The organism is Rhodothermales bacterium (assembly GCA_013002345.1).
Lineage (GTDB): Bacteria > Bacteroidota > Rhodothermia > Rhodothermales > JABDKH01 > JABDKH01.
The window spans coordinates 1-26,299 of record JABDKH010000187.1 but is presented as its reverse complement, the minus strand read 5'-3'; the positions used below and the strand labels follow the sequence as shown (position 1 = coordinate 26,299).

The window sequence follows — 26,299 nt, the reverse complement described above, 5'->3', positions numbered from 1 at the left end:
AACTCTATATCAGGAGAGCGTCAGAGTGGACTTCAACAAGACTCGGTCCGTTGTGAAGCAGGGCTTTTTCAATTGCCGCGCGGAGGTCGTTTGCCGTCTTCACTCGCTGGCCTCGTGCGCCGCATAGCTTTGCGAACGCAGCGAAACTCGGATTGGTCAACGACGTCTGCCAGACGTCCCAGTTACCGGCTCGCTGCTCCTTCGAGATCTTGCCCAACTCGCTGTTGTTCAGCAACACATGCGTGATGTTCATCCCGTACTTCACGGCCGTCGTCAACTCAGCCATGTATTGAGCGAATCCACCATCGCCGGAGATAGACACGACGGGCCGCCCGGCAAACGGTGAGTCCTTCTCCTGTGTCGCGGCCCACGCTCCCATCGCTGCCGGAAAGGCGAATCCGATCGACCCGAGATAGCCCGACATGAGAACCGTCTGGTGCTCGCATTCAAAGTACCGTCCGAACGAGTAGGTATTATTACCCACGTCGACGGCAATGATTGCATCTGCCGGACACGTCTCCGTAAGCACCTCAAAGATCTGGGCGGAGTTGATACCCTCACCGCGGTCATCACTGCGCCGACTCTCTTTTTCCTGTCTCCAGATTCGCCAGCGTTCAGCGATTTCTGCGCGTTGGTCAACGGCCTGACTCTCCAGCAGACTTTGCAAAAGATGAGACGCCGTCACTCCAACATCTCCCCATAGCGGGACTTCCACCGAGTGGAATCTGCCCAGCGCCATCGGGTCGAAGTCCACCTGAATAATCGGAATCTTGCTCGAGATACCGGTGTGATTGCTGAAGCTTGCACCGAAAACAAGAAGCAAGTCGGCCTCATTCATGAAGTAACTCGCAATCGGCGTTCCGCTTCGACCGAGGACGCCACAACCGAGTTCATGACGGTCGGAGATCTGCCCTTTCCCCTTAAAGGTGGTGATGATGGGGCACGACAACGCTTCTCCAAGCTCAATGATGCTATTCATCGAGTTGCGAGCGCCATGACCAACAATGATGACGGGCCGCGCCGAGTCGGACAGGAGGGCGATGGCTCGATCTAGACTTTCCGACGGCGGGGAGATGTCTGTTGTCGTCACGCGCCCGTTCGGTTTCCCCGCCGGCGATTCCGCTGCTTCAAGTGACTGTACCTCGTCCGGAAAAATCAAGTGCGATACGCCTCTGTTGAGAATCGCATTCTTGCAGGCGAGATTCATGAGTTCCGCGTGGCGACTGCTGTGAAGGACTGACTGGCTCCACTGCGCGACTCGTCCGAACGCGGCTTGCAGGTCGATTTCCTGAAACGCGCCCGGACCCAGGACCTGGGTGTCCACCTGGCCCGTCAGGGCAAGAACTGGCGACCGGTCAACATTCGCATCCCACAGGCCAGTAAGAAGATTTGTGGCTCCAGGACCCGCAATGCTGAAACAGGCGGCGGGTCGGCCGGTCAGTTTTCCGTATGCCGAGGCGGCGAACGACGCTGCACCTTCATGGCGAATGCCGATATATCTCAACTGCCCGAGGCCCTCCTGCGCGCGCAGGGAATCCGCCAGGCCAAGGTTCGAGTGACCAACCATACCGAAGACCCATCGCACGCCCCACGCGATCATTGTGTCCGTCATCACGTCTGACACGGTCCGCGTTCGTTCGACCTCGGCGTGGAGGCCGACATAGATTCCGTCGCTACGCTTCTCGACCGGGAACGACTCTACACCGTCATCGAAGCCCGGTGCCTTTCCTGAAAGAGGGTCATAGTCCCAGCCATGCCACGGACATCGCAGGAGTCCATTCTCGATGGAACCTTCGCCCAGCGGGCCGCCCTGGTGTGGACACCTGTTGTCAAGCGCACCGTAGCTTCCATTCAAGTGGGTCAAGCAGAGGGTCTTATGTGCGCAGGTGACACTTTGAACGCGGCCCTCGGGCAGTTCATCGGGATTCAGAACCTTGTGCCACATTATTTTAGCGGGTTCTTGAGGTTTGCTCGTGTCGTCTGGCATGGGGCTCTATTGTCGGGTCATAGGAATGGGGCGGTTACGGGAATGTAGGTCTTCGAAAACGGGAAAACGTTACCTTCAATCACTCAGGACAGTGTCCGAATTGTCGGGCAGATTGCCGACAGCGCAGCGTTTCACCAAACTAAATCGACTTGCCATGAAGGTACCGGGTCTGACCACGTCTTACGTCCATGATCACGCGGCAGAAGGCTCGTACGATCGTGGCGAAAGGTATCAGCGTGAAGGAGCGGTCGTTTCACTCAAGCGAACTTCCGAGACTACCATCGACGCGCTTGTAAAAGGAAGTCAATATGTCCCATACAACATTCGGATACGACACAACGACAAGGTGGTGACGAGCGTGGAATGCTCATGCCCCTATTTTGCGGGAGCGTGGTGCAAGCACGTGGTCGCCGCACTCCTCGCGTGTCTTGAGGAGACTGATGCAAGTCCTGTGTCGCAGGCGGCCAGCCATCTGGTCGATCGACTCGATAAGGAAGACGTTGGCAGGTTGCTGGATCGTGTAGCCCGGAATCATCCGGAGATTGTGGCGTGGATCCGTGCTGAGCTAGACAGATCGCCGATCTGACGACCGTCGTGTTCGCGTGGCGCGTCGAACTGATCCTGTGAATCAAAAAAAGGATCGAGACAGTGGCAAAGTTGCCGATCTCGATCCTTCTTGCGTCGGGGTGGCGGGATTTGAACCCACGACCTCTTCGTCCCGAACGAAGCGCGCTACCGGGCTGCGCCACACCCCGAATCTGTGTCTCGTACGCCCGTCCTTGCGACAGGATTCGGAAGATACATGCTTCCGTGCGCACCGAAAACCGTACGTCGGACGTTCGTCAAACTTTCGCACCGTGCCGGGCGCGCCTACACGACGTGCTCATACATGTCTTCGATAAGTCCTGCATATTCCGCTTCGATGATTCGCCTCTTGGGTTTCATCGTGGGTGTCAACATGCCGTTTTCAACAGTGAATGGCTCCAGGATAATGCGGAAGTCACGCACCTTTTCATGGGCGGCGGCATTTCGAGAGTATGACTTGAACTCATTCCTGAACAGGTCCTGAACCGTGTCGTTGTAGACCAGTCCTTCCGTGGTCGAGTGCGTAATGCTGTTCTCCTCGGCGTACGCCTGCAGTGCCTCGAGGTCGGGCACGACGATAGCGCTCAGAAACTCGCGGCCTTCGCCGACGATCATAATCTGATCAATTAGTGGCACGCTCCGGAAGATTTCCTCGATCGGTCCCGGGTAGATGTTCTTCCCACCCTTCGACACGATCATGTGCTTGATCCGGTCCGTGATGCGCAGGTAGCCTCCATCGAATCGGCCGACGTCCCCCGTGTGATACCAGCCCTGCTTGTCGATCGCGACTGCCGTTGCCTCGTCGTTATGCCAGTATCCCTTCATTACGTTCGGACCCCTCGCGATGATCTCTCCGTCGGACGTCGTGAGATCTGACGGATAGTCGTCCCCCGAGAGTTGTCCAACGATCACCTGATCGCTAAGCCGCTGGATCCCGATGGTCACACCCGGGATCACCTGGCCGACGGTACCGTAGCGCGGGTGGTCGGCCGGATTGACCGTGAGAATCGGGGCGGTCTCTGTCAGTCCGTATCCTTCGATGATGCTGACGCCCGCGGCTTCGAAGAACTCGCCGATAGCCTTTGGAAGTGCCGCACCGCCAGACACCGCAAACCTGACATTGCCGCCCAGTTTGTCGTGAAGTTTTGCAAAAACGAGTTTGTGTCCCAGTGATCTTCGAAGCTTCAGAAGAGGCGAAATCCGCTTCCCTTCTTTAACGCGTGTTGCAGCAAGCGACCCGGCATTCACTGCACTTCGGAAGATCGTTTGCTTGACGGCGGATCCCTCAGAGACTGATTTGGAAATGACGTTGTAAACTTTCTCGAAGAGGCGCGGCACGGAGATCAGCACCGTCGGATTTACCTCCGCCAGATTCCGATTAACTGCGTCGACGCTTTCTGCGTAGGAGATCCTGGCTCCGCAGGCCAGCACCGCCACGAATCCGCACGTGCGCTCGAAGGAATGGCATAGCGGCAGAAACGATAGATGGTGATCCGACGGACCAAATGGTATTCGCTGCAGCGCAGCCTTCACGTTGGAGCACAGGTTGCCGTGCGTCAACATTACGCCTTTCGGGTTCCCGGTTGTGCCGCTTGTGTAAATGAGAGCGCTGAGATCGTCCGGCGTGAGCCCATCGCCAATAGGGACGAGGCGATTCTCCTCCTCGGCCCAGTACTCAATTCCTTCGTCCAACACATCATCCCAGTAGCGCGCATAGGACGGGTCGTCACCCTTTGAATCCGTCAGAGTGATCACGAACTCAAGGTCGTCGCAGCGGTCAAAAACCTTCTGTGCCTTTTTGAACTGAACGTTCGTAGAAACGATGAACATCTTCGAGCCGCTGTCGCGCAAGATGTACTCAACTTGATCTGCCGGCAGCGAGGTGTAGAGGGAAACACTCACACCCCCGAGAATCTGTGTTGCAAGATCGGTGATGGCCCACTCGGGTCGGTTCTCGGACAGGATCCCGATCCGGTCGCCCTTCCTGATCCCGTGCTTGTGCATGAAACCGGCGAGTGCGTTTACTCGGCGCTCGAGGTTCTTCCACGAGATATCGACCCAGTGCTTGGTGTTGCGGTCTTTGTAGCTGAGCGCTGCTCTGTTCTGGCCCGCGTAAACGCCGACGAGATTTCGGAAAAGCTGCGGAATAGTATCGAACTCGACAATTGCGGGCATACGATGTCACGCGGAGGTGATAATGATTTGGTAAATATACGTTTCGTCTGAATTCAAGCTCGAAAATCAGGAGGTCAGATCAGCTCCAACCGCTTGCGAGACACTATTATAACCGTCCTCCTGAAGCAGTGCCACAAGTTGCTCCTTAATGATCTTCACCAGGCCCGGACCCTGGTAGATAAGCCCCGTATAGAGTTGCACGAGGGACGCGCCGGCCCTGATCTTCGCATACGCACTCTCGGCCGAGTCGATTCCGCCCACGCCGATTATAGGAATCGCTCCGTCTGTCTTCTCATACAGGTATTGCACCATTCGTGTGGAACGCCGGTGGATGGGTCTGCCGCTGAGTCCGCCTGGTCCGATGCGTTCGAGCTGGTCCGGGTCCGCGCTGAGTCCGGAGCGGTCCGAAGCTGTGTTCGTGGCGATGAGACCATGTATTCCGTGAGAGACGCAGACGGCGAGCAGTTCTTCAAGCAGACTATCGAACACGACGCGATCGGACAGCGGAGGCGAGAGTTTTACGAGGACAGGGACCCGCGGATTGACTTCCTCTCGGACCTCAAATACACGTCCGAGAAGTTGGTCGAGCGGTTCCGGTTCCTCGAACGTCTTTCCCTCGGCGGTGTTGGGACACGAGACGTTGAGCGCGACATAGTTGGCTGCCGGCGCCAGTAGCCGGAAGCTCTCTACGTAGTCCTCGATTGCATCGGTACCTACAATGCTCTCGTCATGTGTTTTGGCGATGTTAATACCGAGTGGGAAGGGATGATACATACCGCGGTTTCCGATCCGTGCGGCAACGCGCTCGGCACCGTTGTTGTTGAGTCCCATCCTGTTGACGAGTGCACCGTCGTCAACGATTCGAAATGCTCGTGGCCGAGGATTGCCACGTGACGGTCGCAACGTCACGGAGCCGACTTCGGCAAAACCGAATCCCAGACGCGGCCAGAAGTCGATGAGCGCGGCGTTCTTGTCAAAGCCCGCGGCAAGGCCGACCGGGCTCGAAAACTTCTGCCCCCATAACGATACGCGCAACGCTTCGTGATCGTATCTGAAGATGCGATCGACTACACCGGAGCCGACCGATTGGGCCGTATGACCGGCTGCAAACGACAGATAGTGGGCCACTTCGGGTGGCAAGCTGAAAAGTAGACGCCTCAGTGCCGGATACACCTGTGTGCTTGACCTCGCTGCTCGGTGCTCGATGAACGTGCAATGCCACCAGGGAATTCAACGTCGGGCAATTTAACTTGCACCCTTTCGCCGTGCCATACGGACACACCCCGGATACGCTCTCCGCCAGACCCTGCCACCTCACAACCGCTATGGGAATCGTTCTTTATCAGGTCGATGCTTTCACTTCGGAGCCGTTCGGAGGAAATCCGGCGGCGGTGACGCTGCTGTCGGAACCGGTGCCTGACACATACATGCAGGCCGTGGCCGCCGAGATGAATCTCTCCGAGACAGCGTTTCTTACGCCACGAGGGGATTCCTTTGGTCTTCGCTGGTTCACGCCGGCTGCGGAAGTGGATCTGTGTGGCCACGCCACACTGGCAAGTGCACACGTGTTGTGGACTGAAGGCGTCGTTCATTCTGACGCGAGGATCACGTTCGAGACACTCAGCGGGCGCCTGATGGCCTGGAGAGATGGCGATCGGATCATGATGGATTTTCCCTCTGAGGCGGCAGGACAGGTGGAGGTCCCACAAGCTCTTCTGGACGCCGTACCCGCCCGTATCGTAGAGGGATTGAGAAATCGCCTGGATTATATGGTCGTGCTCGATTCAGAGGAGGCCGTGCGATCTCTGCGTCCTGATATGGCGGCCGTTGCCAGTCTCGGTTCGAGGGGAATGATCGTTACCGCATTGAGCCATGACGCGGCGTACGACTTTGTGTCCCGCTACTTTGCGCCCCAGTTCGGTATCCCGGAAGACCCCGTGACCGGTTCGGCGCACTGCTGCCTTGGACCGTACTGGGCGTCGCGCCTTGACAAGCCCGATCTGACCGGGTACCAGGCATCAACACGTGGGGGAGTCGTTCACGTTGCAATTCGTGGAAACCGTGTGTTGATCGGTGGCCAGGCCGTGTCCACTGCCCGGATCGAGATGCTGGCGCAACCCGCCTGACAGCAGCCGGAACGGGAAAGGCATCCAGATGCAGCCCTGGCGACTACCAGCCTGGAATCAGCTGGAATCCTACATATCCTCCCTTCACGGGACGCTGGAACGGGTATGCGTAAAAGATCTCCAGGACCATGTAACCGAACAGGTTGAAGCGACTCGATACGCCGGCGCTGATCACCGGCACGCGTTCGATCGGTTGCCCCGGCACGATCTCATCTACGAATTTCAACTTGGGCGTCTCACCCGCACTCCAAGCCAGGCCGGCATCTGCGAACAAAGAGATCTCAGTCGGCAGATACGGGAAGTTCAACAGTCCAAAAGCTTCCGAGCCAAGCAAAGGCAAACGAATCTCGGCGCTCGCCAGTGCGAGCCGGGTGCCTCTCAGTCGTTCTACCTCAACACAGCGCGTTCCCGACTCGTCCGGCGTACACTCGTTGGGCTCGAACGAGCTGAAGCTGTACCCTCGAATGTGCGTCAGCGTGTTCGCGTAACCGAGATACTCTTCGGTGAAGAGCGATCCTGCGTCGACCTCTCCGTAGTTGCCAAGATGCATTCCGCGGAATGCGAACGTGACCGGCTTCGCAAAAAAGTAACGACGATAGTCGGCGACCAGGCGCACAAACGTTTCCGATCCCACGAATGGAGAAACCTGTACCCGGTATCGTCCACCCTGCACCGGCGACGTGAACGCAAAGTTTGAGAAATCGCCGACATACGCCAGCGTGCTCTGAACGAAGTACACCGCGTCAGGAGAACAGAACCCCGAAGATGAATCACTACATTTCGGGACGCTGATTCGTTCGCGCGTATAAACGCCGTTCAGGACAAATCGGTCTATTTCGTAGTCGAATCCGTACCGAACAAACCCCACACTCAGGTCAGCTCGTCGCGTCGTCGAGAACGGATAAGATCCTCCGATGTCGACGTTGTCGATGAAGATCCGCTGGCGAATTTGATCAATCGTCAGTGTGGCAGGATCGATCGACTGGAATCCGTAGAGAAGGGGAATGTGTCCAATGGACGCGCCGTAGTTGATGCGTCGCTTGCGGTTGAGATAGCCGACCTGGCCTCCGATGTCCTTGAACGTTCCATTAGCCTGGACGACGACGCCGAGATTGTGGTCTCCCAGCATGTCACTGAAATACAGGCCAACGCCGCCCGCCACCTGAGTACCATAGTATCCGCCCGTCGAGACGCCGACGGTGGGCGGAGCCACATAGTCGAGTCGCAAGCGGGCACCATACTCTTTGGCAGGGAAGTCGGACGGATTGGGGAGGCCGGTCAACGGATCGGACAGATAATTACCGACCAGGCCGACGTCTTTTGCCTGCGCAGGCGGAAGCAGGGCGGCCGTACGATCGTGGTCTTCCACAGGTTCGACGACGGTCCCGATTGTTTCGTCAGGGTCGAGCGAGAAGACCGCATAGGTGTTGTCGCTGAACACCGAGAACATCATCCGACCACTCTGCTGCGCGACCGACATTGCTGGCGACATCGCTGTGATTCCACTCGCCCCCGTTTGCAGCCTCGTTACCTGGTACGTCAACCGGTCGTCCAGCGAGTATCGGTAGATGTCCTTGAAGCCGTCGTGATCGGAAATGAAGTACAGGCTCAGACCGTCCGGCGAAAACTGCGGGTTCATGTGCTTCGCACCAGGGAAAGGCCGGATGATCTCAATTGCCTGCGATTCGATGTCGATCGTCGCAAGGCGCACGGCGCCGTACTCCAGGGACTGGAAATCGGTACCGTCGGGTCCCCGGTCGGTGACGAAAGCCAGCGTGCGCCCGTCCGGTGACCAGGCCGGCATGAGATCACCGAAGCGATCGTTCGTGAGCTGGCGGACATTGCTCGTCTTCATGTCCAGCAAGTAGAGGTCGCTGATGCCCCCGTCCATGCCGGAGAATGCGATGTAGTTGCCGTCCGGCGACCAGGCTGGATTGGAGAAGGCCGTTACGCCTGCAACGGAAATCCGCCGTTCGATTTCTCCCGAATTCCAGTCAAGTATGCTGAGTTCGTTGTCTCCCTGCACGAACGTAACGAACGCGAACTTGCGGCCGTCCGGTGACCACGATCCAGCAGAACTGATAAACCGGATGGCATCAAAATGCGGATTACTATTCGCACCTTTGAGCTTCTTCACGACGCGTCCGGTCTCCGCGTCTGCGATGAAGAGATTTATTCGGAACAGGTCCCGTTCGGAAAGAAAGGCCACCCACTTTCCGTCGGGACTAACCGAGGGTGCGATGCTTAGATCGCCACCCGTTGTTTCCTTCGTCAGAACAGCTCGTCCGGCCGAGTCGGCCGGGGCACGACCCTCCGTCAGGGGGAGATACGAATCCTTTATCGATGTTATCCACTCCTTGGACAACGAGTCGGCGGTGATTCCCAGCGTATAGACGAGTGCGGAATCGAGGCCTACACGTCCTCCCATCTTGTAGATGTTGGCGACGGCAGCGTCCCCATATTTTCCTCCGACATACGCCATGTAGGCTTGCCCGTACCGGTACGGGAAATACCGATAGTCCTTGCTCAGCTGGTCCATCGTCGGAAGATCATCTCTCAGCGCGGCGTCGCGAAGCCACATCGCCGTGTGCGGGTCGTCGCGTCCGACAGACAAGTATTCCGCTGTGCCTTCGATGAGCCAGAGTGGCAGCAGCGACAGTCCGAATCGGGTGGTGTCGTCCCTCGAAAGCGCTATATCGTACTGGAACGAGTGGACGAGTTCGTGCCCGAGAACGTGATCGGTCTCCGCATAGAGCCCTGTCATCGGCATGACGACCCGCTCTTTGAGGCTCTCCGTAACCCCGCCCGTGCCTTGCCCGATCATGCCGCCGATGACATTTGTCTGCTGGAAGTCGGCGTCATTCGCATACAGAATCAGAGGCTTCCGCTTCTTGAACTCCCTCAGATATGTGCGCGAATGGCGGCGATACCACCGCTCGGCCATTCTTGACGCGTCCTGGGACGCCAGGCGCTCCTCATCGTAGAAGTACACCTCGAAGTGCTCGGTCTCAATGGACTTGAAGTCGAACGAGTCGTACTGAACCTTGTTACGCCCGAAATACTGAGCGTGGCCCGGAATAGCAGCAATGCCACTGAAGACCATCAATGCGGCGAACGCGATCAGTGATCTACGCATAAAACCGTTGTCTACGTTAGTACCTTGATTCTTCTTCAGGTCACCCGCAACCTGCCGCTGCGAGCAACCCGCTCACTATGGTCCCGCATGCCGCGCCTGGCGAGAATGCTCCTGAATCGCCTGTGAGTGATGCACATTGCGATGGAGCGCTCACTGTTAGATTCAAAACCGTGCATACTGTTGCAATCAACATACAAGAAACAAACCCATTCCGAAGAGAATTTGACCAAGTCGGATGTCCGTGCTCTTGACCGGAGCTAAACCGAGACCGAACGGTCCCGGCCCTGGATGCGGTTGGAACAGGCCATCTACGCTTTCAGACGATTCCTGAGAGCACTGTACAATCTGCTGGGCAAGTCGATACCCTGAATTCGTTGTCGCCCCGTCCACCCGTGGAGCGTCCATGTTTGAGTACAAGATTCGATTACGTGTTTTTGCCGGTGTAATCGTCGCTGTGTTGTTGGTCCTGGCACTGAGGCTTGTATACCTGCAACTCATTGACGTACAGACTTACTATGACGAATCTTCTAACGCGATTCGCGTTAAGCGTGTACTTCCGGCCCGGGGAGTGATCTATGACCGGAACGGCACGCTGATGGTGGACAATCAGCCCTCGTACTCTGTTCTCCTGACCCCGCGCTATTTCGATGTGGACCGGGGCGGCCTGCTTGCCGACTTGCTGGAAGTGCCGGACAGTGTGGTGACGGCTCGTTTTTCGGAAGCCCGCGCCTGGAACGCTTTCAGGCCGTCAGCTTCATTCCAGGATGTTCCGTTCAGAATCTTCAGCCGTGTTCAGGAAAACCTGTTCCGACTGCCGGGTGTTTCGTTTGAGGTATCTCAAAAGCGGCGGTATCTGACGGCGGCCCGCGCGTGGCACGCGCTCGGATTCGTGCGCGAGATCAATCAGCGTGAACTTGATGTCATGCGGGAACGCGGCTACCGCCAGGGTGACGTGATCGGACGAAGTGGCATCGAACGTGTGTACGAGGACCGGCTGCGCGGAAGTCTGGGCGACGAGTTCAAACTCGTTAACGTGATGGGGATGGAGGTCGAGTCGTACCACGCGGGGCAGCAGGATCGCAGTCCGGTCAGTGGATTTGATCTTCATCTTACCATCGACCATCGTGCCCAGGCGTTGGCTGAATCTCTGTTCGTGAACAAGCGCGGTGCTGCCGTTGCTCTCGATCCGAACAGCGGACAGGTGTTGCTCTTTGTATCCAAACCTGACATTGATCCGGATATCTTCTCCACCGAAATGTCGCCCGAGAAATGGGAGACGGTGACATCGGCTGAGGGCGATCCGCTGTTCAATCGGGCGACGATGAGCGGAATGCCGCCCGGATCGACATGGAAGCCATTCATGGCTCTTGTCGGCCTGGCTGAGGGGTTGATAACGCCAACGACTCCGTATACATGTCGTGGGGGCTACCGACTGGGGCGTCGCACGTTCAAGGATCATGCGGGCCACGTGCACGGCCGTATTCAGCTGGAGGAGGCCATCGAACAATCGTGCAACAGCTACTTCTTCAACCTGATGATGAACCTTGATGTGAATTCGTTCGCCCGATGGGCACACGTGTTTGGCTTTGGCGAGCGCATCAACATGGACATTTCCGAACAGAATCCGGGATTGATCCCCGACTCTTCCTATTACGATCGGACCTATCCGGCGGGCTGGACGGCCGGCTTCACGATTAACCTCGGGATCGGGCAGGGCGACATGCTGGTTACCCCGATGCAGCTTGCTCGTTACGTCGCTTCCGTTGCCAACGAGGGCACGTTGGTATCGCCGCACTTTGTCCAGATGCTGAGACATTCCGAAACCGGTGAGTCGTTACTGCCGGACGTCGATGAGCCGCGATCCATTCCGATATCGCAGGAGCACTTCGAAACCGTCAAGGTCGGAATGCGCCGCGTGATGGAAGAGGGCACCGGTCGGTGGTTTCAGATTCCGGACATCGCGTCCGGAGGTAAGACGGGTACCGCACAGGCCCCGGGCGATCGTGCTGACCATTCGCTCTTCATCATGTTCGCACCTTTTGACGATCCGAAGATTGCGGTAGCAGTGCTGGTAGAGAACGGCGGATTCGGTGCTACCCAGGCGGGTCCGATGGCCAGTTTACTTGCCGAGATGTACCTGACCGGTGATATCAGTCCACGACGACGATATCTCTTGAACCATATGCTCACACTCGAAAGCGAGCCCATTGCGAAGGAGACCGCGCCGTGAGGGTCTGGAATCGAAATATCGATTTTGGGGTGGTCCTCGCCTGGTTTGGACTCGTTCTGGTGGGGCTGACGGCGATCTACAGCACGACCCACGGTCCGGCATCCGAGTTCCTTCTTGAGACCGTTCAGGACAACTTCAATCGACAGTTGATGTGGCTCGGGGTGAGCATCGTCGCGGGTGCATGCATCTTGCTGTTTCCGGTACGGTTCTACCAGTATGGTGCATATCCCGCGTACGGCCTTCTTGTGTTGTTGCTGTTAGCAGCTCTCTTCGGTGGCACGGAAATCAATGGATCCAGGGCGTGGCTCCGTCTCGGACCGATCCAGTTACAGGTTTCCGAATTTGCGAAGGTCGGGACCGTCCTTGCTGTGGCGCAGCTCCTGTCGAGTCGGCGGCGAAATGCGAACAGCGTTCGCTACGCGCTGCTGTCCGTCATCCTGATCCTCGTGCCCGCTGCGATCATTGTCGTCCAGAACGATATGGGGACGGCGCTGATTTTTGTCGGGTTAATTCCGATAATGCTCTTCTGGTCCGGCCTCCCGGCAAGCACGTTGCTCTTGATGCTCGCACCTGCTGTTGCCGGTTACCTCGCCATAGTGTATATGCCGGCAGCCATCGTCTTCTCTCTGTTATTCACGGTCGGCATCCTGTGGTTCACACGAGAACGGTATCTCGCGTTTCTCGCTTTCGTGTTCAGTGGCGGGACGGTGATAGCGCTGACGTTCGCGATGACCAGTCTGCTGCAGCCATATCAGGTCAAGCGGCTGCTTTCTTTCACGAACCCGGAAGCCGCAGAGTATCGAGACAATGTGGGTTTCCACCTGGTCCAGTCAAAGGCAGCCATCGGCTCCGGCGGGCTCACCGGGAAGGGTTTCATGCAGGGCACACAGACGCAGGGGGCCTACGTGCCGGAGCAGTCGACGGACTTCGTGTTCAGCGTGATCGGCGAAGAGTTTGGTTTGCTCGGTGGAATCATCGTCTTGCTGCTGTTCGCGTTTCTTCTCGTGCGACTGATCGTGCTGGGAGTTCAGATCAAGCACCCGTTTGGCGTGATGGTAGCAGCGGGTGCGGTAGGTATATATCTCGTACACGTCTTCATCAATATGGGGATGGCGACGGGCATTCTCCCGGTTATCGGAATTCCACTGCCGTTCATGTCGTACGGGGGGTCGGCCCTGCTTGCGAACACGATGATGCTGGCGATCGTGCTGAATCTGTCTATACGGCGCGATGAGTTTTCCATCTACGGATACTAGCAGGCTCACAGCCGAGCAATGGCACCGGTTGGCGGACTCGATCCCGATCGCCCTCGATGTTGCGGTTGAGCGCGGTAGTGAGGGAGCGAACGTTTTTCTCGAGTCGTCGCGGCGTGACCAATATCATTTTCGACAAGTGGTCGCAGCCGGTCGTCCCCAGCCTTCCGAACAGCGTCGAACACGGCATTACGTTGAGGGAGCATCCGTCACCGCTTATTCCCATGATTGCGTGGCGGTCGCGTGTATTGAGGTGATGAGTAAAGAGGGAGCCCGGGCCGCGGCGCTAAGCGCGTGCGAGGAGGCGAAAACGGAAGGAAGAACAAGCGCATCTCCTTCCGATCGCCTGGCTGGTCTGGATGTATCCATGATGCTGGAGGAACAGCAGGCCGGGCTTCCGGCCGCGACTACCCAAGAGGTCGGGCGCAGCCTTGCGGAGGTATGTCTGGCCGTTTGTCCCGATGCGGTCGAGGTCGGTGTTGTTATTTCGGAGGAGTTCCGTCGACGTCTGGTCGTCAGCACCTATGGGCCACCCCGTATCAGCCGGCATGCTTTTGCGACCACGATAGTGACGTGCGAACGTGAACGAGGGCCGGACGTGCGCGTGGTGGCCGGGTTCGCCGGGCAGGAGAATATCGGTCCCGGCTGCGACGTCGATCGGATGATTCACGAGATCTGCCAGCAGGGGTCTGTGCGGCCGACATCCTACCGCGGAGGCGCGCTGACGATACCGATTGTCTTCGAGGCAGGCTGGTGCGCGGGCGTCTGGTTGCACGAGGCCGTGGGACACTTTCTGGAGGGGGATAATGTGTTGAAGGGTTGGAGTCCGTTCTCAAAGCCTGGAGAGAAAGTGGCTCCTCACGAGGTTACGATTGTGGATGATCCGGCCATCCACTCGTCGCGCGGGAGTATATCTTTCGATGATGAGGGTATGCCGGCGGTCAGAAACGTGCTTGTTGCGAGCGGTGTCGTAGAGGGGCATGTCCACAGTCGGCTCACGGGCCGACATTCAGGGGTCGCCGCGACTGGAAATGGACGTCGTGAAAATTATCGCTTCCCCCCGGCTCCAAGAATGACAAACCTCGTTCTCGAGAACGGCGGCGGTGACCGTGATGCGATCCTGGCTTCAATCTCGAAAGGCCTCCTGATCAACGCCCTGGGTAGCGGTACGGTTGACGTACGCACCGGGCGTTTCTCGTTTGATGTTATCCTTGCCCACTGGATCGAGGGCGGTCGTACAGGAGAGGCAGTTACAGGACTTACACTTTCGGGAGACGCGCAATCCGCGCTCGCAAGCGTGCGAGCCGTAGGAGACGATTTCGCGGCGGACGCCGGCAGGGGTATATGTCGGAAAGGTGGGCAGACGGTTCCGGTGGGCCTGGGTTCACCGACGGTGCATGTCGATGGGCTTCGGGTACAGGCTCGCAACTGACTCCCACTGCCGGGATTCTTTGTACCTTTGTCAAGAGTCAATGCGATGTCCTCTCCTATCTGACTCCTACCTGACGTGCCTCTCGTTCCTGCCCGGACTTCCCTGTGATCAAGAACTATATCAAAGAGCAACTCCTCAGATCTCTGGCCGATTGGCCCGACGTGCCGGCCGAGTTCGAGATCGAGTTGGAGATCCCGAATAACACCGACCACGGGGATCTGGCAACCAATACCGCACTGCGTCTCGCACGCCACCTTCGAAAGGCGCCGCGGAAGATTGCCGAGGAGATTCGGGATCGGCTGCTGGAACTTCCCCTGGACCCGGATCGCGTTTCTGCTGTCGAGGTTGCAGGTTCAGGGTTTCTGAATTTCAGATATGCGTCGTCGTACCTGTACCAGGAGCTTCAGTTACTTCTTGACGAGGGGAGTTCTTTTGGCCGCGCCGATCGTCTCGGAAAGACCGCCATCGTAGAGTTCGTGTCTGCGAATCCCACCGGGCCGCTCACGATAGGTCATGGTCGTAACGCCGTGCTGGGTGACACCATCGCGAACCTGCTGGACTGGACCGGCTACGACGTCACGCGCGAGTACTATTACAACGACGCCGGCCGACAGATGCGTGTGCTGGGCGAATCGGTCCGCGCTCGCTACGAGGAATTGGTCGACCCCGATATCCCGAGGAAAGAGATTGAGGGTGCGGGAGCCGAACGCGTGTCGGTGCCGACATCATTTCCTGATGACGGATATCTCGGTGAGTATATCATAGACATTGCCGGTGCTGTGCACGAGTCGCTGGGCGACAGCGGGGACCCCGTGCCGTCGGTGGAGACGCTGAAGCACGCCGCCGAGAAGGAGATCTTCGGACAGATTGAGTCGACGCTAGCGCGACTCGGCATTCGCATGGATTCGCACTTCAATGAGCACTCTATGTATGAGAACAATGCAGTCTGGGATGTGCTCAAGAAGCTGAGAGATCAAGGGCACGTGTACGACCAGGACGGGGCCGTATGGTTCAGGACGTCCGAACTGGGAAAGGAAAAGGACACGGTGCTCGTAAAGAGCTCTGGAGAACCCACGTATAGACTTCCGGACATCGCCTATCACGTGGACAAGCTTTCTCGTGGCTTTGATCTGGTCGTCGATATTTTCGGGGCGGATCACGTTGCACAGTACCCCGACATCCTGTCTGCGATCAGATTACTCGGACTGGACGAAACGCGCATCCAGGTCGTGATTTATCAGTTCGTTACGCTTGTACGCGGCGGCGAACCGGTCAAGATGAGTACACGAAAGGCCACGTACGAGATGCTGGACGATCTGCTCGACGAGGTGGGTGAGGACGTCACACGGTTCTTCTTTCTCATGCGATCCGCAAACACGCACCTGGAGTTCGATCTCGACCTTGCGAAGGAGGCAAGCAAAAAGAACCCCGTCTTCTATCTCCAGTATGCGCACGCGCGGATCTGCGCCATCTTGCGAAAGGCAGAAGAGGTTGGATTCAAGTTCGCGAGCGATGCGGATCTAACTTTGCTGAATCATCCCACGCAACAGGACCTGATCAAGACGCTTTTGAAACTGCCTGACGCCATCGCATCCGCGACCGTGGATTTCGAGCCTCAACGGCTAACGGTCTATCTGCGCGAAGTGGCTGTTGCGTTCACACAGTTCTACGACCATAGTCGGATAGTCGGTGAGCCGGAAGATATCGCGACGGCAAGGATGCACCTTGCCCGTGCGACACAGACGGTACTGGCTAATGGCCTCGGGATTCTTGGGATCGATGCTCCTGAGCGCATGCATCGCGAAGACACGGCGACATGATTATTGCTTATCAGGGTGAAGTCGGAGCGTTCAGCGAGGCGGCGGCTCGTCATCTTTTTGCTGCGGACGAACTGCAGCCGCACAGTTCTTTTGAGTCTGTGTTCGACGCTGTTCACGACGGTGACGCGGATCGGGGGGTAGTTCCCATAGAGAACTCACTGCACGGAAGTGTTCACAGCAACTATGACCTTCTGGAAGAGCACGAGCTTCGAATCGTAGGAGAGGTCAATCTTAGAATCCGCCACAACCTACTGGTACTGGCGGGCACGTCGATAGAGGAGATCACGACGGTGGAGTCGCATCCACAGGCGATTGGTCAGTGCCGCCGTTTTCTCCGGGAGACGTTGCCGCACGCCAGCGTGGTGCCAACCTACGATACTGCCGGCGCCGCTCGGGCGGTGGCCCGGGGTGGTGATCGGACGGTGGCGGCCATTGCGAGCCGGCGAGCCGCGGACGAGTACGGGCTCACCGTACTGTTCGAAGAAATCGAGAGCAATCACGAGAACTATACGCGGTTTCTTGCCTTGTCTCGGCCAGGACAGCCGGTGTCAACCGTGGTCGGATCCGAGGATGGATTCAAGACATCTATCGTCTACTCGATGCGGGACAACGTGCCGGGCGCATTGTTCAAAAGTCTGGCGGTGTTCGCCCTGCGAGAGATAGACCTCTTCAAGATTGAAAGCCGTCCGCTTGTGGGCCGACCGGGTGAATATCTTTTTTATCTGGATTTTGCCGGCGGTGAAGAGGAGAAGGAGGTGCAAAAGGCGATAGGGCACCTGGAAGAGATCGCAGCGTACGTCAAGATTCTTGGATCATATGGTCGGGGTGAGGTCGTTTATTAGATCGCGGGGGCTATGGGTTCATCCGGGTCGTGCCGATTACTAGTTTGTTCTCCACCGAAACGAGAGGGTGATTGTGTCGCTTTCGTACAGTATTAAGGAAGGCGTCGCCGGCTTCAGAAGGGCAAAATTCGCGTCTATTGCCTCGACGAGCGCCATGGCAGTAGCGCTCATTCTGATCGGCTTGTTCTTGTTGCTGAGTCTTGAAGCAAACTACGTTTCTGACTGGTTGCGTCAGCGCGTGGGTGAGCTGGAAGTCTTCCTTCAGGACGATGTAGACGAACCGTTGGCTCGCGCGATGTACGAACGTGCGCGGGTAACGGAAGGAGTTGCTGAAACGGAGTACATATCCAGGGCGCAGGCCCAGGCCGTATTCAGGCGTGAATTCGGCGAGGGGAGTGAGTTGTTCTTCGACGAGCCATTTCTCCCTGCATCGATCAAGGTGCGGGTGACATCCGATTACGCCAATCCCGACAGCCTGAACGCGATGGTGGCGCTGTTTGAAAGCTGGTCCCGGGTTGACGAGGTTGTCTTCAACCAACCACTCCTGGTGAAAGTGCAGACGAACCTGAAGTTGATCACGACCATGGGACTGTGGCTCGGCGCGCTCGTTGTACTCGCTTCGATATTCCTGGTAGGGAATACCATACGGCTCACGATATATGCTCGCCGTCTACTCATTCGTACGATGAAGCTCGTGGGCGCCACCGATTCGTTTATTCGCAGGCCCTTCATTGTCGAGGGGATCATGCAGGGTCTCTTCGCGGCCGTTCTCGCCATCGCGGCTCTGGTCGTGTTGTACGGCGTGATATCAAGCTACTTGCCGCAGGTCGATTCCGAGGGCGCAACCAGCCCGCTCTTCCTGTTGATCGCAGGTACACTGGCAATGGGCATCTTCCTCGGATGGATCGGATCTTTCTTCGCAGTTCGTCGATTCATCCGACATGTCGCGCTTCACTGATTAGACTGCGTCTCGATCGACTGCTGTTGGCGCGTGTCGACCGGTTGACATTCGCGTGGGGTGCGACTAGTTTAAAAAAACTGCCCCCACTGCGGTGTCTTCCTACAGCGTCCCTGGCATATGCTCCGGGTACTCCTGGTCATCTTAGCCATTCTCTCAACGGTTCTGGGAGCGGTCCTGCATTTCTGGGGATTGTACGTCCTTGCTGCGCTTCTGCTGGCCGCAGCCGGGGCAACCTGGCTACTCCAACTCAAGGGAAAATTTGACATTGGACGCCCGGACTCGAGCGGCTACGCACCGGTTGACGAAGAGGACCTGAACGCCCTCGGCATTCTCGATATACGCCCGAAATCTGGCAAGACCGAAGTGCGTCCGAAGCCGGACACCCCGCACCACGAACCCACCAGGGCCGCAACCCGCCGATCAGCCTCGGAGGCCCCACAATACTCGATTTTCGAGTCGGAGGAGAGATTGAGCTCTGTTGAAACACGCGTTCGAGAACCGATGCCCACAGAACGGAACGGGAGTTCCGTCGATACCGGCGTCAGTCGCTCGCCAACCTCCGTGTCCGGACCTGTCACGAAAGAAAGGAAGTCTCCTCAATACCAGGTTGCGTCCTGTTCCGACCGTATCGATGGCGATGTGGTCCTTCCATGTCTCGAATCAATGTGTGCAGCTCTCCAGGCCAACACGGTGTGTCTCCTTGGTTCCGAGGCCGACGGTAAGGGACACCGGATTCACGCGATCGTGAGTCGGAATGCGTACGCTCGTAGCGGTGGCGAGTTGACACCGGGTAACGGCATGCGCTGGTCGAACTCGATATATGTGACGGTCGAGCGCGCCGCCGACGCGACATGGGATCCGTATGACCTGCAATACTACCGGGAGACGATCGCGGTCAAGGAGCTGGCGTACGCCGCGATTCCAATGCCGCCGGGTGGGCGACGATTCCTGCTCATTGCAGACTCTATGTATGATGGTGTTCTTGAAAACTCGAGGGCTCATCGCGTCTTCGAGCACTTCGCGCGGGTACTCGGTGAAGTCGTTGACCGTGACGATGAAGCGCCGTCCGAATCGGCTCCGTCATTCCGTCCGAGACGAGAGATTATTGCAGAAGAAATGCTGCGTGCCCGCAAACGTAATTCACCAATGGCATTCGCATTGGTGATGTTGAACCGTGCGGAGGAGGTAGTTGCAGAAGACGGAGTCGACGCCGTCGCAGGGCTTGAGACTGGAATTCGCAAGCGTCTTGAGGAGTCAGGTGACGGTCTTCGCATCGAGCGATTTGGCGATCTGATGTTCGGCGTATTCGTTGCATCGCCGCTGACAGACGTAGAGCTATGGGCGATGCAGGTGTACGACGATTTCGAGAAGATGGGCCAGGAGTATCGAGGAGGCGTGAGCATCGGTGTGGCGATGCTGGCCGACCGGCACAAGACGCACGAACAGCTCAAAGCGGACGCAGCAGCCGCTCTTCAGGAAGCTGTCAAGTCCGGTGTCTGCACGATACTTGAGTAACTCGCCGGACCACCGGGCGTCCCGATTTATCGCGCAGCCATGTCTCTCTTTGTCACGATCGTGTTGGATGGCGTAGGAATCGGTGCGCAGCCAGACGCTGATGACTTCGGTGACGTCGGCAGCGATACGCTCGGTCACGTCTGTCAGGTAGCTCGACCCGATCTGCCAAATCTCGCTCGGTGGGGCCTGGGTAATATCAGGGCACTTACGGGGATGGACGGCACAAGAAATCCGGCGGCTGATTACGGCCGCCTGCGAGAGGTGTCGGCAGGGAAGGACAGCACGACCGGCCACTGGGAGCTGGCAGGCATTCAGCTCGAAAACCCGTTTCCGACATATCCTGATGGGTTTCCGGACGAACTCATCGACCGTTTCTTGTTGGAATCGGGCTGCGATGGCATCCTCGCCAACGTAGCGGCATCCGGCACCGAAATCATCGAGCGCGTGGGGTCGGCACACCAGGAATCAGCATGGCCGATTGTCTACACGTCGGCCGACAGCGTCTTTCAAGTTGCGGCGCATGTGGACGTGATTCCTCTGGAGCGGCTCTACGAGCTCTGTCGTCTAGCGAGGGACAGGGTATGCGTTGGACCCCATGCGGTTGGCCGCGTAATCGCCAGACCCTTTGCGGGCGCCGAGGGCTCGTACTCGCGGTTGTCGGCCATGCGGAAAGATTTTGCTCTGCGGCCCCTGAAGGCACCGGTACAGTCGCGATTGCAGGATGCCGGGATTCAGACGATCGCCGTCGGCAAGATCGGTGAGCTCTTCGATCGCGTGGGATTCGATTCCAGCATCAAGACCAGATCCAACACCGAAGGCATCGAGGCTACGGTGAAGGCCATCGTAGCGGCCACTGCGAATGGCCACCCGACCTTTATCTGGACGAATCTGGTAGACTTCGACCAGGACTTCGGACACCGAAACGACGCGCAGGGCTTTGCGCGTGCACTGGAGCACTTTGATTCAAATCTGCCCGAAATCGAACGCGCACTTCCACACGGCTCCGTGTTGTTGCTGACGGCCGACCACGGCAATGACCCGACCTTCCCCGGTACCGACCACACGCGAGAGCACGTTCCTCTGCTCGTCAGCTATGAAGGGTCGGGCTCCGACCTGGGTATGCGGTCCTCGTTCGCAGACCATGCCGCATCGGTTGCCGCCTACTTTGGAGTGGAATACGACTGCGCGGGGGACAGCTTTCTGCCGGACAGTGTTCGAGCGGCTTCCGGCAACTGAGCGCAACCACAGCTACTTCAGCAACACGACGCTCTTGGCAGTCGCAAACACCTCACCGGTGACGCGAATGAGGTACATGCCGCTCGACAATCCGGCTCCCTCAAACTGAAACTCGTGCTGGGTCCCCGACGTCAGGAATCCATCATGGAGCATCGCGACCTGTTGCCCGATTGCATTGTAGACGCGAACAGCAACGTCCTGCGCATCGATGACTTCCAGTTCGAAGGAGGTCACCGGGTTGAAGGGATTCGGATACGGCGATCCCAGCTTGAAGCTGTCAACCACACCTGCTGTCGGAGGGGTTGACGGGACGCCGCTGATATCGAGGAAGCTCACATTGAACAACGCGTCGGGTTCGTACACACCGCCGTCGTTGAACGGAAACTCCGAATCAAATCCAACGTCGATCCCCGCACCGTCGGCTCCGAAGATCAGGTTGTCGGATGCATCATAGATGACGAAGCGAAGCGGATCGCCAGCGTTGAGTCCGTCGATCTCCTCGGTCATTTCGTCGTCTCCCCACACCGTGATGGACATCGTTTCACCGGTCCACGTGGCCTTGCCGGCACACGCACCGTTTTTGTCCAGGACCACGACCTCATCGCCTTTGTCAAGCGCGACGCCGTTTATCGTTGGCGTGACCTCCGACCGGATGAAAATGCTTGCGTTCTGACCGGTGCGAACTGCGCATTCAACAAATGCGGACTTTGCGAAGGCGCCTGTGCTGAGAGCGGTGGCGATCAGCAAGCCGAGTATGGGACTTTTCAGCATTTCGTACACTTCTGCTACGGTGATTGGTGGAAGACGGGCCCTTTTGTGGACTCCATCTGTCAGCGTAGCATTGCGTACCCGGCGACTGGCGATCGCGTGGCAAAGAACCAGACTCCGGGTGGGAAATCGCGCGAAAACGGGGGTGGATCCTCACGCGAAGACTGGTAATTTACACAGTTTAGCTATCGGCCGCCATACGGCCGGATCGTGTGAGGGAAAGGTTTATCGGATGTGTAGGGGGATCCCCTACACATTCTCCTTACAACTGCATTGTGTATCGGCAGCCGCCGTACTGAATTCAAGATGTCGACTGGCTCGCCCAAACGGGGTGTCTCTGGTGGTTTTTCGGCCGGCGTTGCTGCGGGCGGGTGGTAGAGAGCGCTGGTCCGCGGTGGGCGGCGGCTCGCCGAATAGTACCCGAACGCCAGAGCGTCGTGAATTATTGTCCGGTTGTCATCGTCTGGGGCACTCGCTACCTTCTTTCGCACGTCTAAATCTTCGAGAAGAGTTCAAACCAGAGAAAAGGAATCGGGCCATGATGCTGGGCAAAGTCATCGGGACAGTCTGGGCGACGCGGAAAGACGATCAACTCGTTGGCATGAAGCTCCAGATCGTGCGCGAGGTGGATCTGGATCTTTCCTTGAAAGATCGTTTTGTCGTCGCCGTCGACAGTGTCGGAGCCGGCGCAGGGGAGGTTGTTCTGGTGGCTCAGGGGTCGAGCGCCCGTCAGACGGTCCTCACGAACAACAAACCGGTGGATGCGGTCATCACCGCGATTGTCGACAAAATGGACGTCGAAACCGTTGCCAGACTGGAATTGAGCGGGGTGGATTCGTGAAGTTGGCCAGGGTAATCGGCACCATATGGGCGACGCGGAAGAATGAGAGGTTTGAGTCGCGCCGAATGCTTCTTGTGCAGCCCATGGCCTTTCGAGGTCGCGACGTTGGTGGACCGATCATCGCGCTCGACACGGCAGAGTCGGGCGTAGGCGACGTGGTGATCTACACCACGGCCAGCGAGGCGGCTATTCCGTTCAAGCCCGGGCTGACACCTACAGATGCAACGGTGGTTGGTGTCGTCGATCGCATCGACCACCAGGACTGGACCTTCGTGGCCGGCGCCTAGCGGTCACCTATGAGCGGCACGAAGCGGAAGTCGTGAGACTGCTCTTCTTCGATCGTCTCCGGCCCCGTTCTGGTAAGGCGGTACATTGTCTGCCCGTCGGATCCACCCACCGGAATCACAAGGCGTCCACCGCCGTGTTCAGAGTCCGGGGTGCGAAGCTGCTTGATCAGGGGATCGGGTACCTCGGTAGCTCCGGCGGTGACGATTATCGCGTCGTAGGGCGCAAAGGCTGCCCAGCCCAACGTTCCGTCGTCGCACTTGGCCGTCACGCGGTAGTTCAGATCGTTGAGGAGTTGCCGGGTGCGTTCATACAGAGCCCGTATCCGTTCCACGGAGTACATGACAGCTCCCAGTTCACACAGAATGGCCGCCTGGTATCCGCTGCCTGTTCCGATTTCCAGCACCCGATCCCCACGGCCGACTGCCACCATCGCCGTCTGATAGGCTACCGTAAATGGTTGAGAGATCGTCTGGCCATATCCGATTGGCAAAGCTTCATCTTCATAAGCCCGCGGACGCAAAGCCGCATCAACAAAGAGATGTCGGGGTACCGTTTCGATAGCGCGAAGCACGTTGACATCCGAGATACCCTTGTCCTTAAGGGACTCAACCAGTTTCGTCCGGCGTCGGCGGTACTTCCAGTCCTCGGATGACATCAAGCCTCGGGGATGCTTGTTCGGGGGCTACCGTACGTGGCCGCCGGCTCAACTTCAGGATGTCCCAGATCCGCAGCCATAGGCGCCTGGGGCAGCAACGCGTCTGAAAGGTATTCGCGGAGCTTCTGCTCGTCTATGTCGGTGATGAGATTACCCAGCATGGACACCGAGATCGCCCCCGTTTCTTCGGAAACCACGAGCACAAATGCGTCAGTCTGTTCGGTCAATCCCACCGCGCTGCGATGCCGGAGTCCGAGGTGTGGAGAGAGTCGCATACTCGTGGACACGGGCAGAATGCAACGCGCAGCCTCAATAGTCTTCTTTCTGATAATGATCGCGCCGTCATGAAGCGGATTTTGCGAATAGAAGATGGTAATGAGCAAATCCTTTGATACACGGGCGTGAATCACCGTTCCGGTTTCGATGTAGTTTCTGAGCCCCGTCGACCGCTCGAACACGATCAATGCGCCGATCCGACTTCGACTCATCTCCATCGCGGCGTCCGTAATCTCGTTCACCATTTGCTCCTGAGCCGGCGACGTCACGAGCCTCCGAATCAGCGGGTTCTGTCCGAGTAACAAAAGCAGCCGCCGAATCTCGGGCTGGAACAGAATGATGACGGCCAGGACTATGACCTCCCCAATGAGCCCGAACAGTGAGTTCAGAATCGTCATGTCAGCGACGCTGACAATAACCTGTATCAGGTAGAGCGCGAGCACACCCAGGAAAATCTGGATGGCTATGGTGCCCCGCATAAGATTGTACAGCTTGTACAGTACGTATGCGAAGATGCCTATCTCGATAATGTCGATCAGCCTGATCGGGATGATCCACTGAAAAATCGTCAGGGCGATCGGAGGCACCATTATTCCCCGGCCTGTGTGATCGCAGCTACCACCTTCAGCGTCTCGACTGTCTGTCGGATGTCGTGCGTCCGGATGATAGAGGCGCCTCGCATGACGGCCACCACCGTCGCACCGAGGGTCCCGAACAGTCTCTCCTCAGGGGGTGGAGGATTGTCTTCGCCGCCCAGAACGGTCGCGATCGTTGATTTTCGCGAGATACCCAGCAGCAGCGGACGATGCAGGCTCGATAGCTGATCCAGATTCCGAATCAATCGGAGATTGTCGACCACCGATTTGCCGAACCCGAATCCCGGATCCAGAATGATCTCGGTGGCCCCGGCTTCCTTTGCACGGGTCATAGACTCGGTCAGTGAGCGGGTGACGGTATCGATGACGTTCTTGTGCTCTGTGTCATGAGGAAGCGCCCCGGGCGTCCCAACAGAATGCATAACGATCAGTGCTGCACCCGCGTCAGCTGCCACTTGCGCGATATCCGACGAGTATCTCAACCCGGTGATATCATTGATCATGTGAGCTCCAGCTTCCATGGCCGTCTTCGCAACATCCGGCTTGTAGGTATCCACCGAGACAAGCACGGACGGAAAGCGAGTAACGATCCCCTTGATGACGGGAGCGACACGTCGCATCTCCTCGTGGGGCGTGATGGGTCTGGCTCCTTCTCCGTATGTCTTTCCGGTCGGGCGAGACGACTCGCCACCGACATCGATAATGTCGACACCCTGCTCGACCATCTCCTCTGCCCGCGACAGGGCGGCATCGGGACTCATGTACTTCCCGCCGTCTGAAAAGGAGTCGGGAGTGACATTCAGGATGCCCATCACGAGTGCTCCCGAAGACAATCCGGGCGTGCAATCGAGTACTCTGTCGCGACACCGAACAACGAAGGTGGGCGTCGTTTCCGTTTCTTTTGCTTCCATGTTGGGAAGTTACGTCTACGTGTTCAAAATTCCCTCGGAGTTTCGCACCTTATCGGCAGCCCTTAATGCGGTGATCAGGAGCGGTTGATGATGGAACCGATTGATTTTACGGGATCCTTCGGTGGACGGAGCCGATCGAGTGTTACCGGAATGCCGGGAGTGAGAACGATGCGTGCCTATGTCTAGCGTGATAGGATCTATTGTCGGACGAGTCCCGATGGGACCTCTTCGGACGCTCCGAAAGGCGGCGGCGCATCCGTGGTCATCCCAGGAGGTCCTTCTGCGTAGCCTGGTGAAGCGTGCCGCCAGAACCGTAGCCGGAAAGAAATTCGATTTCGACGGAATGATCGGAAGTCCTGATGTGGTGACGAGTTTTCAGGCTCGTGTTCCTCTTCAGGAGTATGATGACATTCGACCGCTTGTCGATCGGGTGCGCGCAGGAGAGGAAGACGTGATGTGGCCGGGCCGCATGCGTGATTTCGCGATCTCCAGCGGCACGGTTTCCGCTGGCAAGATCATCCCGTTGAGCCGGGAGGCAATCAATTGCAACAGCCGATTCAGTCTTGCCGTTGCGCTCAACTACCTGGCGCACAGTGGCGACCTGTCTATGTGGTTCGGTGAGATGGTCAGTTTGCCGGGTCGGATCGAAGAGGATCCCGACCATCC

General features: G+C 57.7%; 21 protein-coding genes and 1 tRNA gene. 13 read left to right on the top strand and 9 right to left on the bottom strand.

What is annotated here, in order from left to right; translation table 11 throughout:
* Positions 1-4: 4 nt before the first annotated feature.
* Positions 5-1,987, bottom strand: a complete 1,983-nt coding sequence (locus HKN37_09360) for a Rieske 2Fe-2S domain-containing protein (GenBank protein ID NNE46852.1) — start codon at positions 1,985-1,987, stop codon at positions 5-7.
* A gap of 154 nt (positions 1,988-2,141) precedes the next feature.
* On the opposite strand from HKN37_09360, the gene HKN37_09355 reads away from it, so the two are divergent.
* Positions 2,142-2,573, top strand: coding sequence for a hypothetical protein (locus HKN37_09355; protein ID NNE46851.1), 432 nt, complete (start codon positions 2,142-2,144; stop codon positions 2,571-2,573).
* Between the two features lie 95 nt (positions 2,574-2,668).
* On the opposite strand, the gene HKN37_09350 is transcribed toward HKN37_09355, so the two are convergent.
* The 3 genes from HKN37_09350 to HKN37_09340 all read right to left on the bottom strand — a co-directional run bounded on the left by HKN37_09350 (position 2,669) and on the right by HKN37_09340 (position 5,920).
* Positions 2,669-2,742 (bottom strand) — tRNA-Pro (locus HKN37_09350).
* Positions 2,743-2,857: 115 nt separating this feature from the next.
* Positions 2,858-4,747 carry a long-chain fatty acid--CoA ligase gene (locus HKN37_09345; protein NNE46850.1) on the bottom strand — a complete coding sequence of 630 codons (1,890 nt, stop codon included), beginning with the start codon at positions 4,745-4,747 and terminating at the stop codon, positions 2,858-2,860.
* Between the two features lie 66 nt (positions 4,748-4,813).
* Positions 4,814-5,920 (bottom strand): quinone-dependent dihydroorotate dehydrogenase, encoded by a 1,107-nt coding sequence (locus HKN37_09340; GenBank protein NNE46849.1) that lies wholly within the window; start codon positions 5,918-5,920, stop codon positions 4,814-4,816.
* 152 nt (positions 5,921-6,072) lie between these two features.
* Here HKN37_09340 and HKN37_09335 point away from each other — a divergent pair, with 152 nt between their 5' ends.
* On the top strand, positions 6,073-6,873 hold the full coding sequence (locus HKN37_09335) for a PhzF family phenazine biosynthesis protein (GenBank protein NNE46848.1): 801 nt from the start codon (positions 6,073-6,075) through the stop codon (positions 6,871-6,873).
* A gap of 43 nt (positions 6,874-6,916) precedes the next feature.
* On the opposite strand, the gene HKN37_09330 is transcribed toward HKN37_09335, so the two are convergent.
* Complete coding sequence (locus tag HKN37_09330; GenBank protein NNE46847.1) at positions 6,917-10,009, bottom strand: peptidase S9; 3,093 nt, start codon at positions 10,007-10,009, stop codon at positions 6,917-6,919.
* Between the two features lie 403 nt (positions 10,010-10,412).
* On the opposite strand from HKN37_09330, the gene mrdA reads away from it, so the two are divergent.
* The 8 genes from mrdA (at position 10,413) to HKN37_09290 (ending at position 21,298) form a co-directional block, all read left to right on the top strand.
* Positions 10,413-12,239 carry a penicillin-binding protein 2 gene (gene mrdA / locus HKN37_09325; protein NNE46846.1) on the top strand — a complete coding sequence of 609 codons (1,827 nt, stop codon included), beginning with the start codon at positions 10,413-10,415 and terminating at the stop codon, positions 12,237-12,239.
* Positions 12,236-13,495 (top strand): rod shape-determining protein RodA, encoded by a 1,260-nt coding sequence (gene rodA / locus HKN37_09320; GenBank protein NNE46845.1) that lies wholly within the window; start codon positions 12,236-12,238, stop codon positions 13,493-13,495. Before mrdA ends, rodA begins: the two co-directional genes overlap by 4 nt.
* A complete protein-coding gene (locus HKN37_09315) occupies positions 13,470-14,924 on the top strand; it encodes a TldD/PmbA family protein (protein ID NNE46844.1) in 1,455 nt (484 codons plus the stop codon). Before rodA ends, HKN37_09315 begins: the two co-directional genes overlap by 26 nt.
* 107 nt (positions 14,925-15,031) lie before the next feature.
* Positions 15,032-16,744 (top strand): arginine--tRNA ligase, encoded by a 1,713-nt coding sequence (locus HKN37_09310; protein NNE46843.1) that lies wholly within the window; start codon positions 15,032-15,034, stop codon positions 16,742-16,744.
* Positions 16,741-17,586: a prephenate dehydratase gene (gene pheA, locus HKN37_09305; GenBank protein ID NNE46842.1), complete on the top strand. Its 846-nt coding sequence runs from the start codon at positions 16,741-16,743 to the stop codon at positions 17,584-17,586. Before HKN37_09310 ends, pheA begins: the two co-directional genes overlap by 4 nt.
* A gap of 73 nt (positions 17,587-17,659) precedes the next feature.
* Positions 17,660-18,544 (top strand): ABC transporter permease, encoded by an 885-nt coding sequence (locus HKN37_09300; GenBank protein ID NNE46841.1) that lies wholly within the window; start codon positions 17,660-17,662, stop codon positions 18,542-18,544.
* A 120-nt stretch (positions 18,545-18,664) separates the two neighbouring features.
* Positions 18,665-20,062 (top strand): hypothetical protein, encoded by a 1,398-nt coding sequence (locus tag HKN37_09295; protein NNE46840.1) that lies wholly within the window; start codon positions 18,665-18,667, stop codon positions 20,060-20,062.
* A 39-nt stretch (positions 20,063-20,101) separates the two neighbouring features.
* Positions 20,102-21,298: a phosphopentomutase gene (locus HKN37_09290; protein NNE46839.1), complete on the top strand. Its 1,197-nt coding sequence runs from the start codon at positions 20,102-20,104 to the stop codon at positions 21,296-21,298.
* Positions 21,299-21,310: 12 nt separating this feature from the next.
* Here the strand turns inward: HKN37_09290 and HKN37_09285 are convergent, their stop codons facing one another.
* On the bottom strand, positions 21,311-22,069 hold the full coding sequence (locus HKN37_09285; GenBank protein ID NNE46838.1) for a T9SS type A sorting domain-containing protein: 759 nt from the start codon (positions 22,067-22,069) through the stop codon (positions 21,311-21,313).
* Between the two features lie 535 nt (positions 22,070-22,604).
* On the opposite strand from HKN37_09285, the gene HKN37_09280 reads away from it, so the two are divergent.
* On the top strand, positions 22,605-22,907 hold the full coding sequence (locus HKN37_09280) for a EutN/CcmL family microcompartment protein (protein NNE46837.1): 303 nt from the start codon (positions 22,605-22,607) through the stop codon (positions 22,905-22,907).
* Entirely contained in the window at positions 22,904-23,194 is a 291-nt protein-coding gene (locus HKN37_09275) for a EutN/CcmL family microcompartment protein (GenBank protein NNE46836.1), read from the top strand. Before HKN37_09280 ends, HKN37_09275 begins: the two co-directional genes overlap by 4 nt.
* Here the strand turns inward: HKN37_09275 and HKN37_09270 are convergent.
* From HKN37_09270 to folP, 3 genes are read right to left on the bottom strand one after another with little or no spacing between them, the layout of a single operon-like run.
* On the bottom strand, positions 23,191-23,850 hold the full coding sequence (locus HKN37_09270; protein NNE46835.1) for a protein-L-isoaspartate(D-aspartate) O-methyltransferase: 660 nt from the start codon (positions 23,848-23,850) through the stop codon (positions 23,191-23,193). The two genes, HKN37_09275 and HKN37_09270, sit on opposite strands and share 4 nt — an antisense overlap.
* A complete protein-coding gene (locus tag HKN37_09265; GenBank protein NNE46834.1) occupies positions 23,850-24,698 on the bottom strand; it encodes a TIGR00159 family protein in 849 nt (282 codons plus the stop codon). The genes HKN37_09270 and HKN37_09265 overlap by 1 nt, the downstream gene beginning before the upstream one ends.
* Positions 24,699-24,715: 17 nt before the next feature.
* The gene (gene folP, locus HKN37_09260; GenBank protein NNE46833.1) at positions 24,716-25,633 is read right to left on the bottom strand and encodes a dihydropteroate synthase; all 918 of its coding nucleotides are present in this window, start codon (positions 25,631-25,633) and stop codon (positions 24,716-24,718) included.
* 178 nt (positions 25,634-25,811) lie between these two features.
* Between folP and HKN37_09255 the strand changes: the two genes are divergently transcribed.
* The coding region (locus tag HKN37_09255) for a GH3 auxin-responsive promoter (GenBank protein NNE46832.1) at positions 25,812-26,299 on the top strand (488 nt) is incomplete at its 3' end.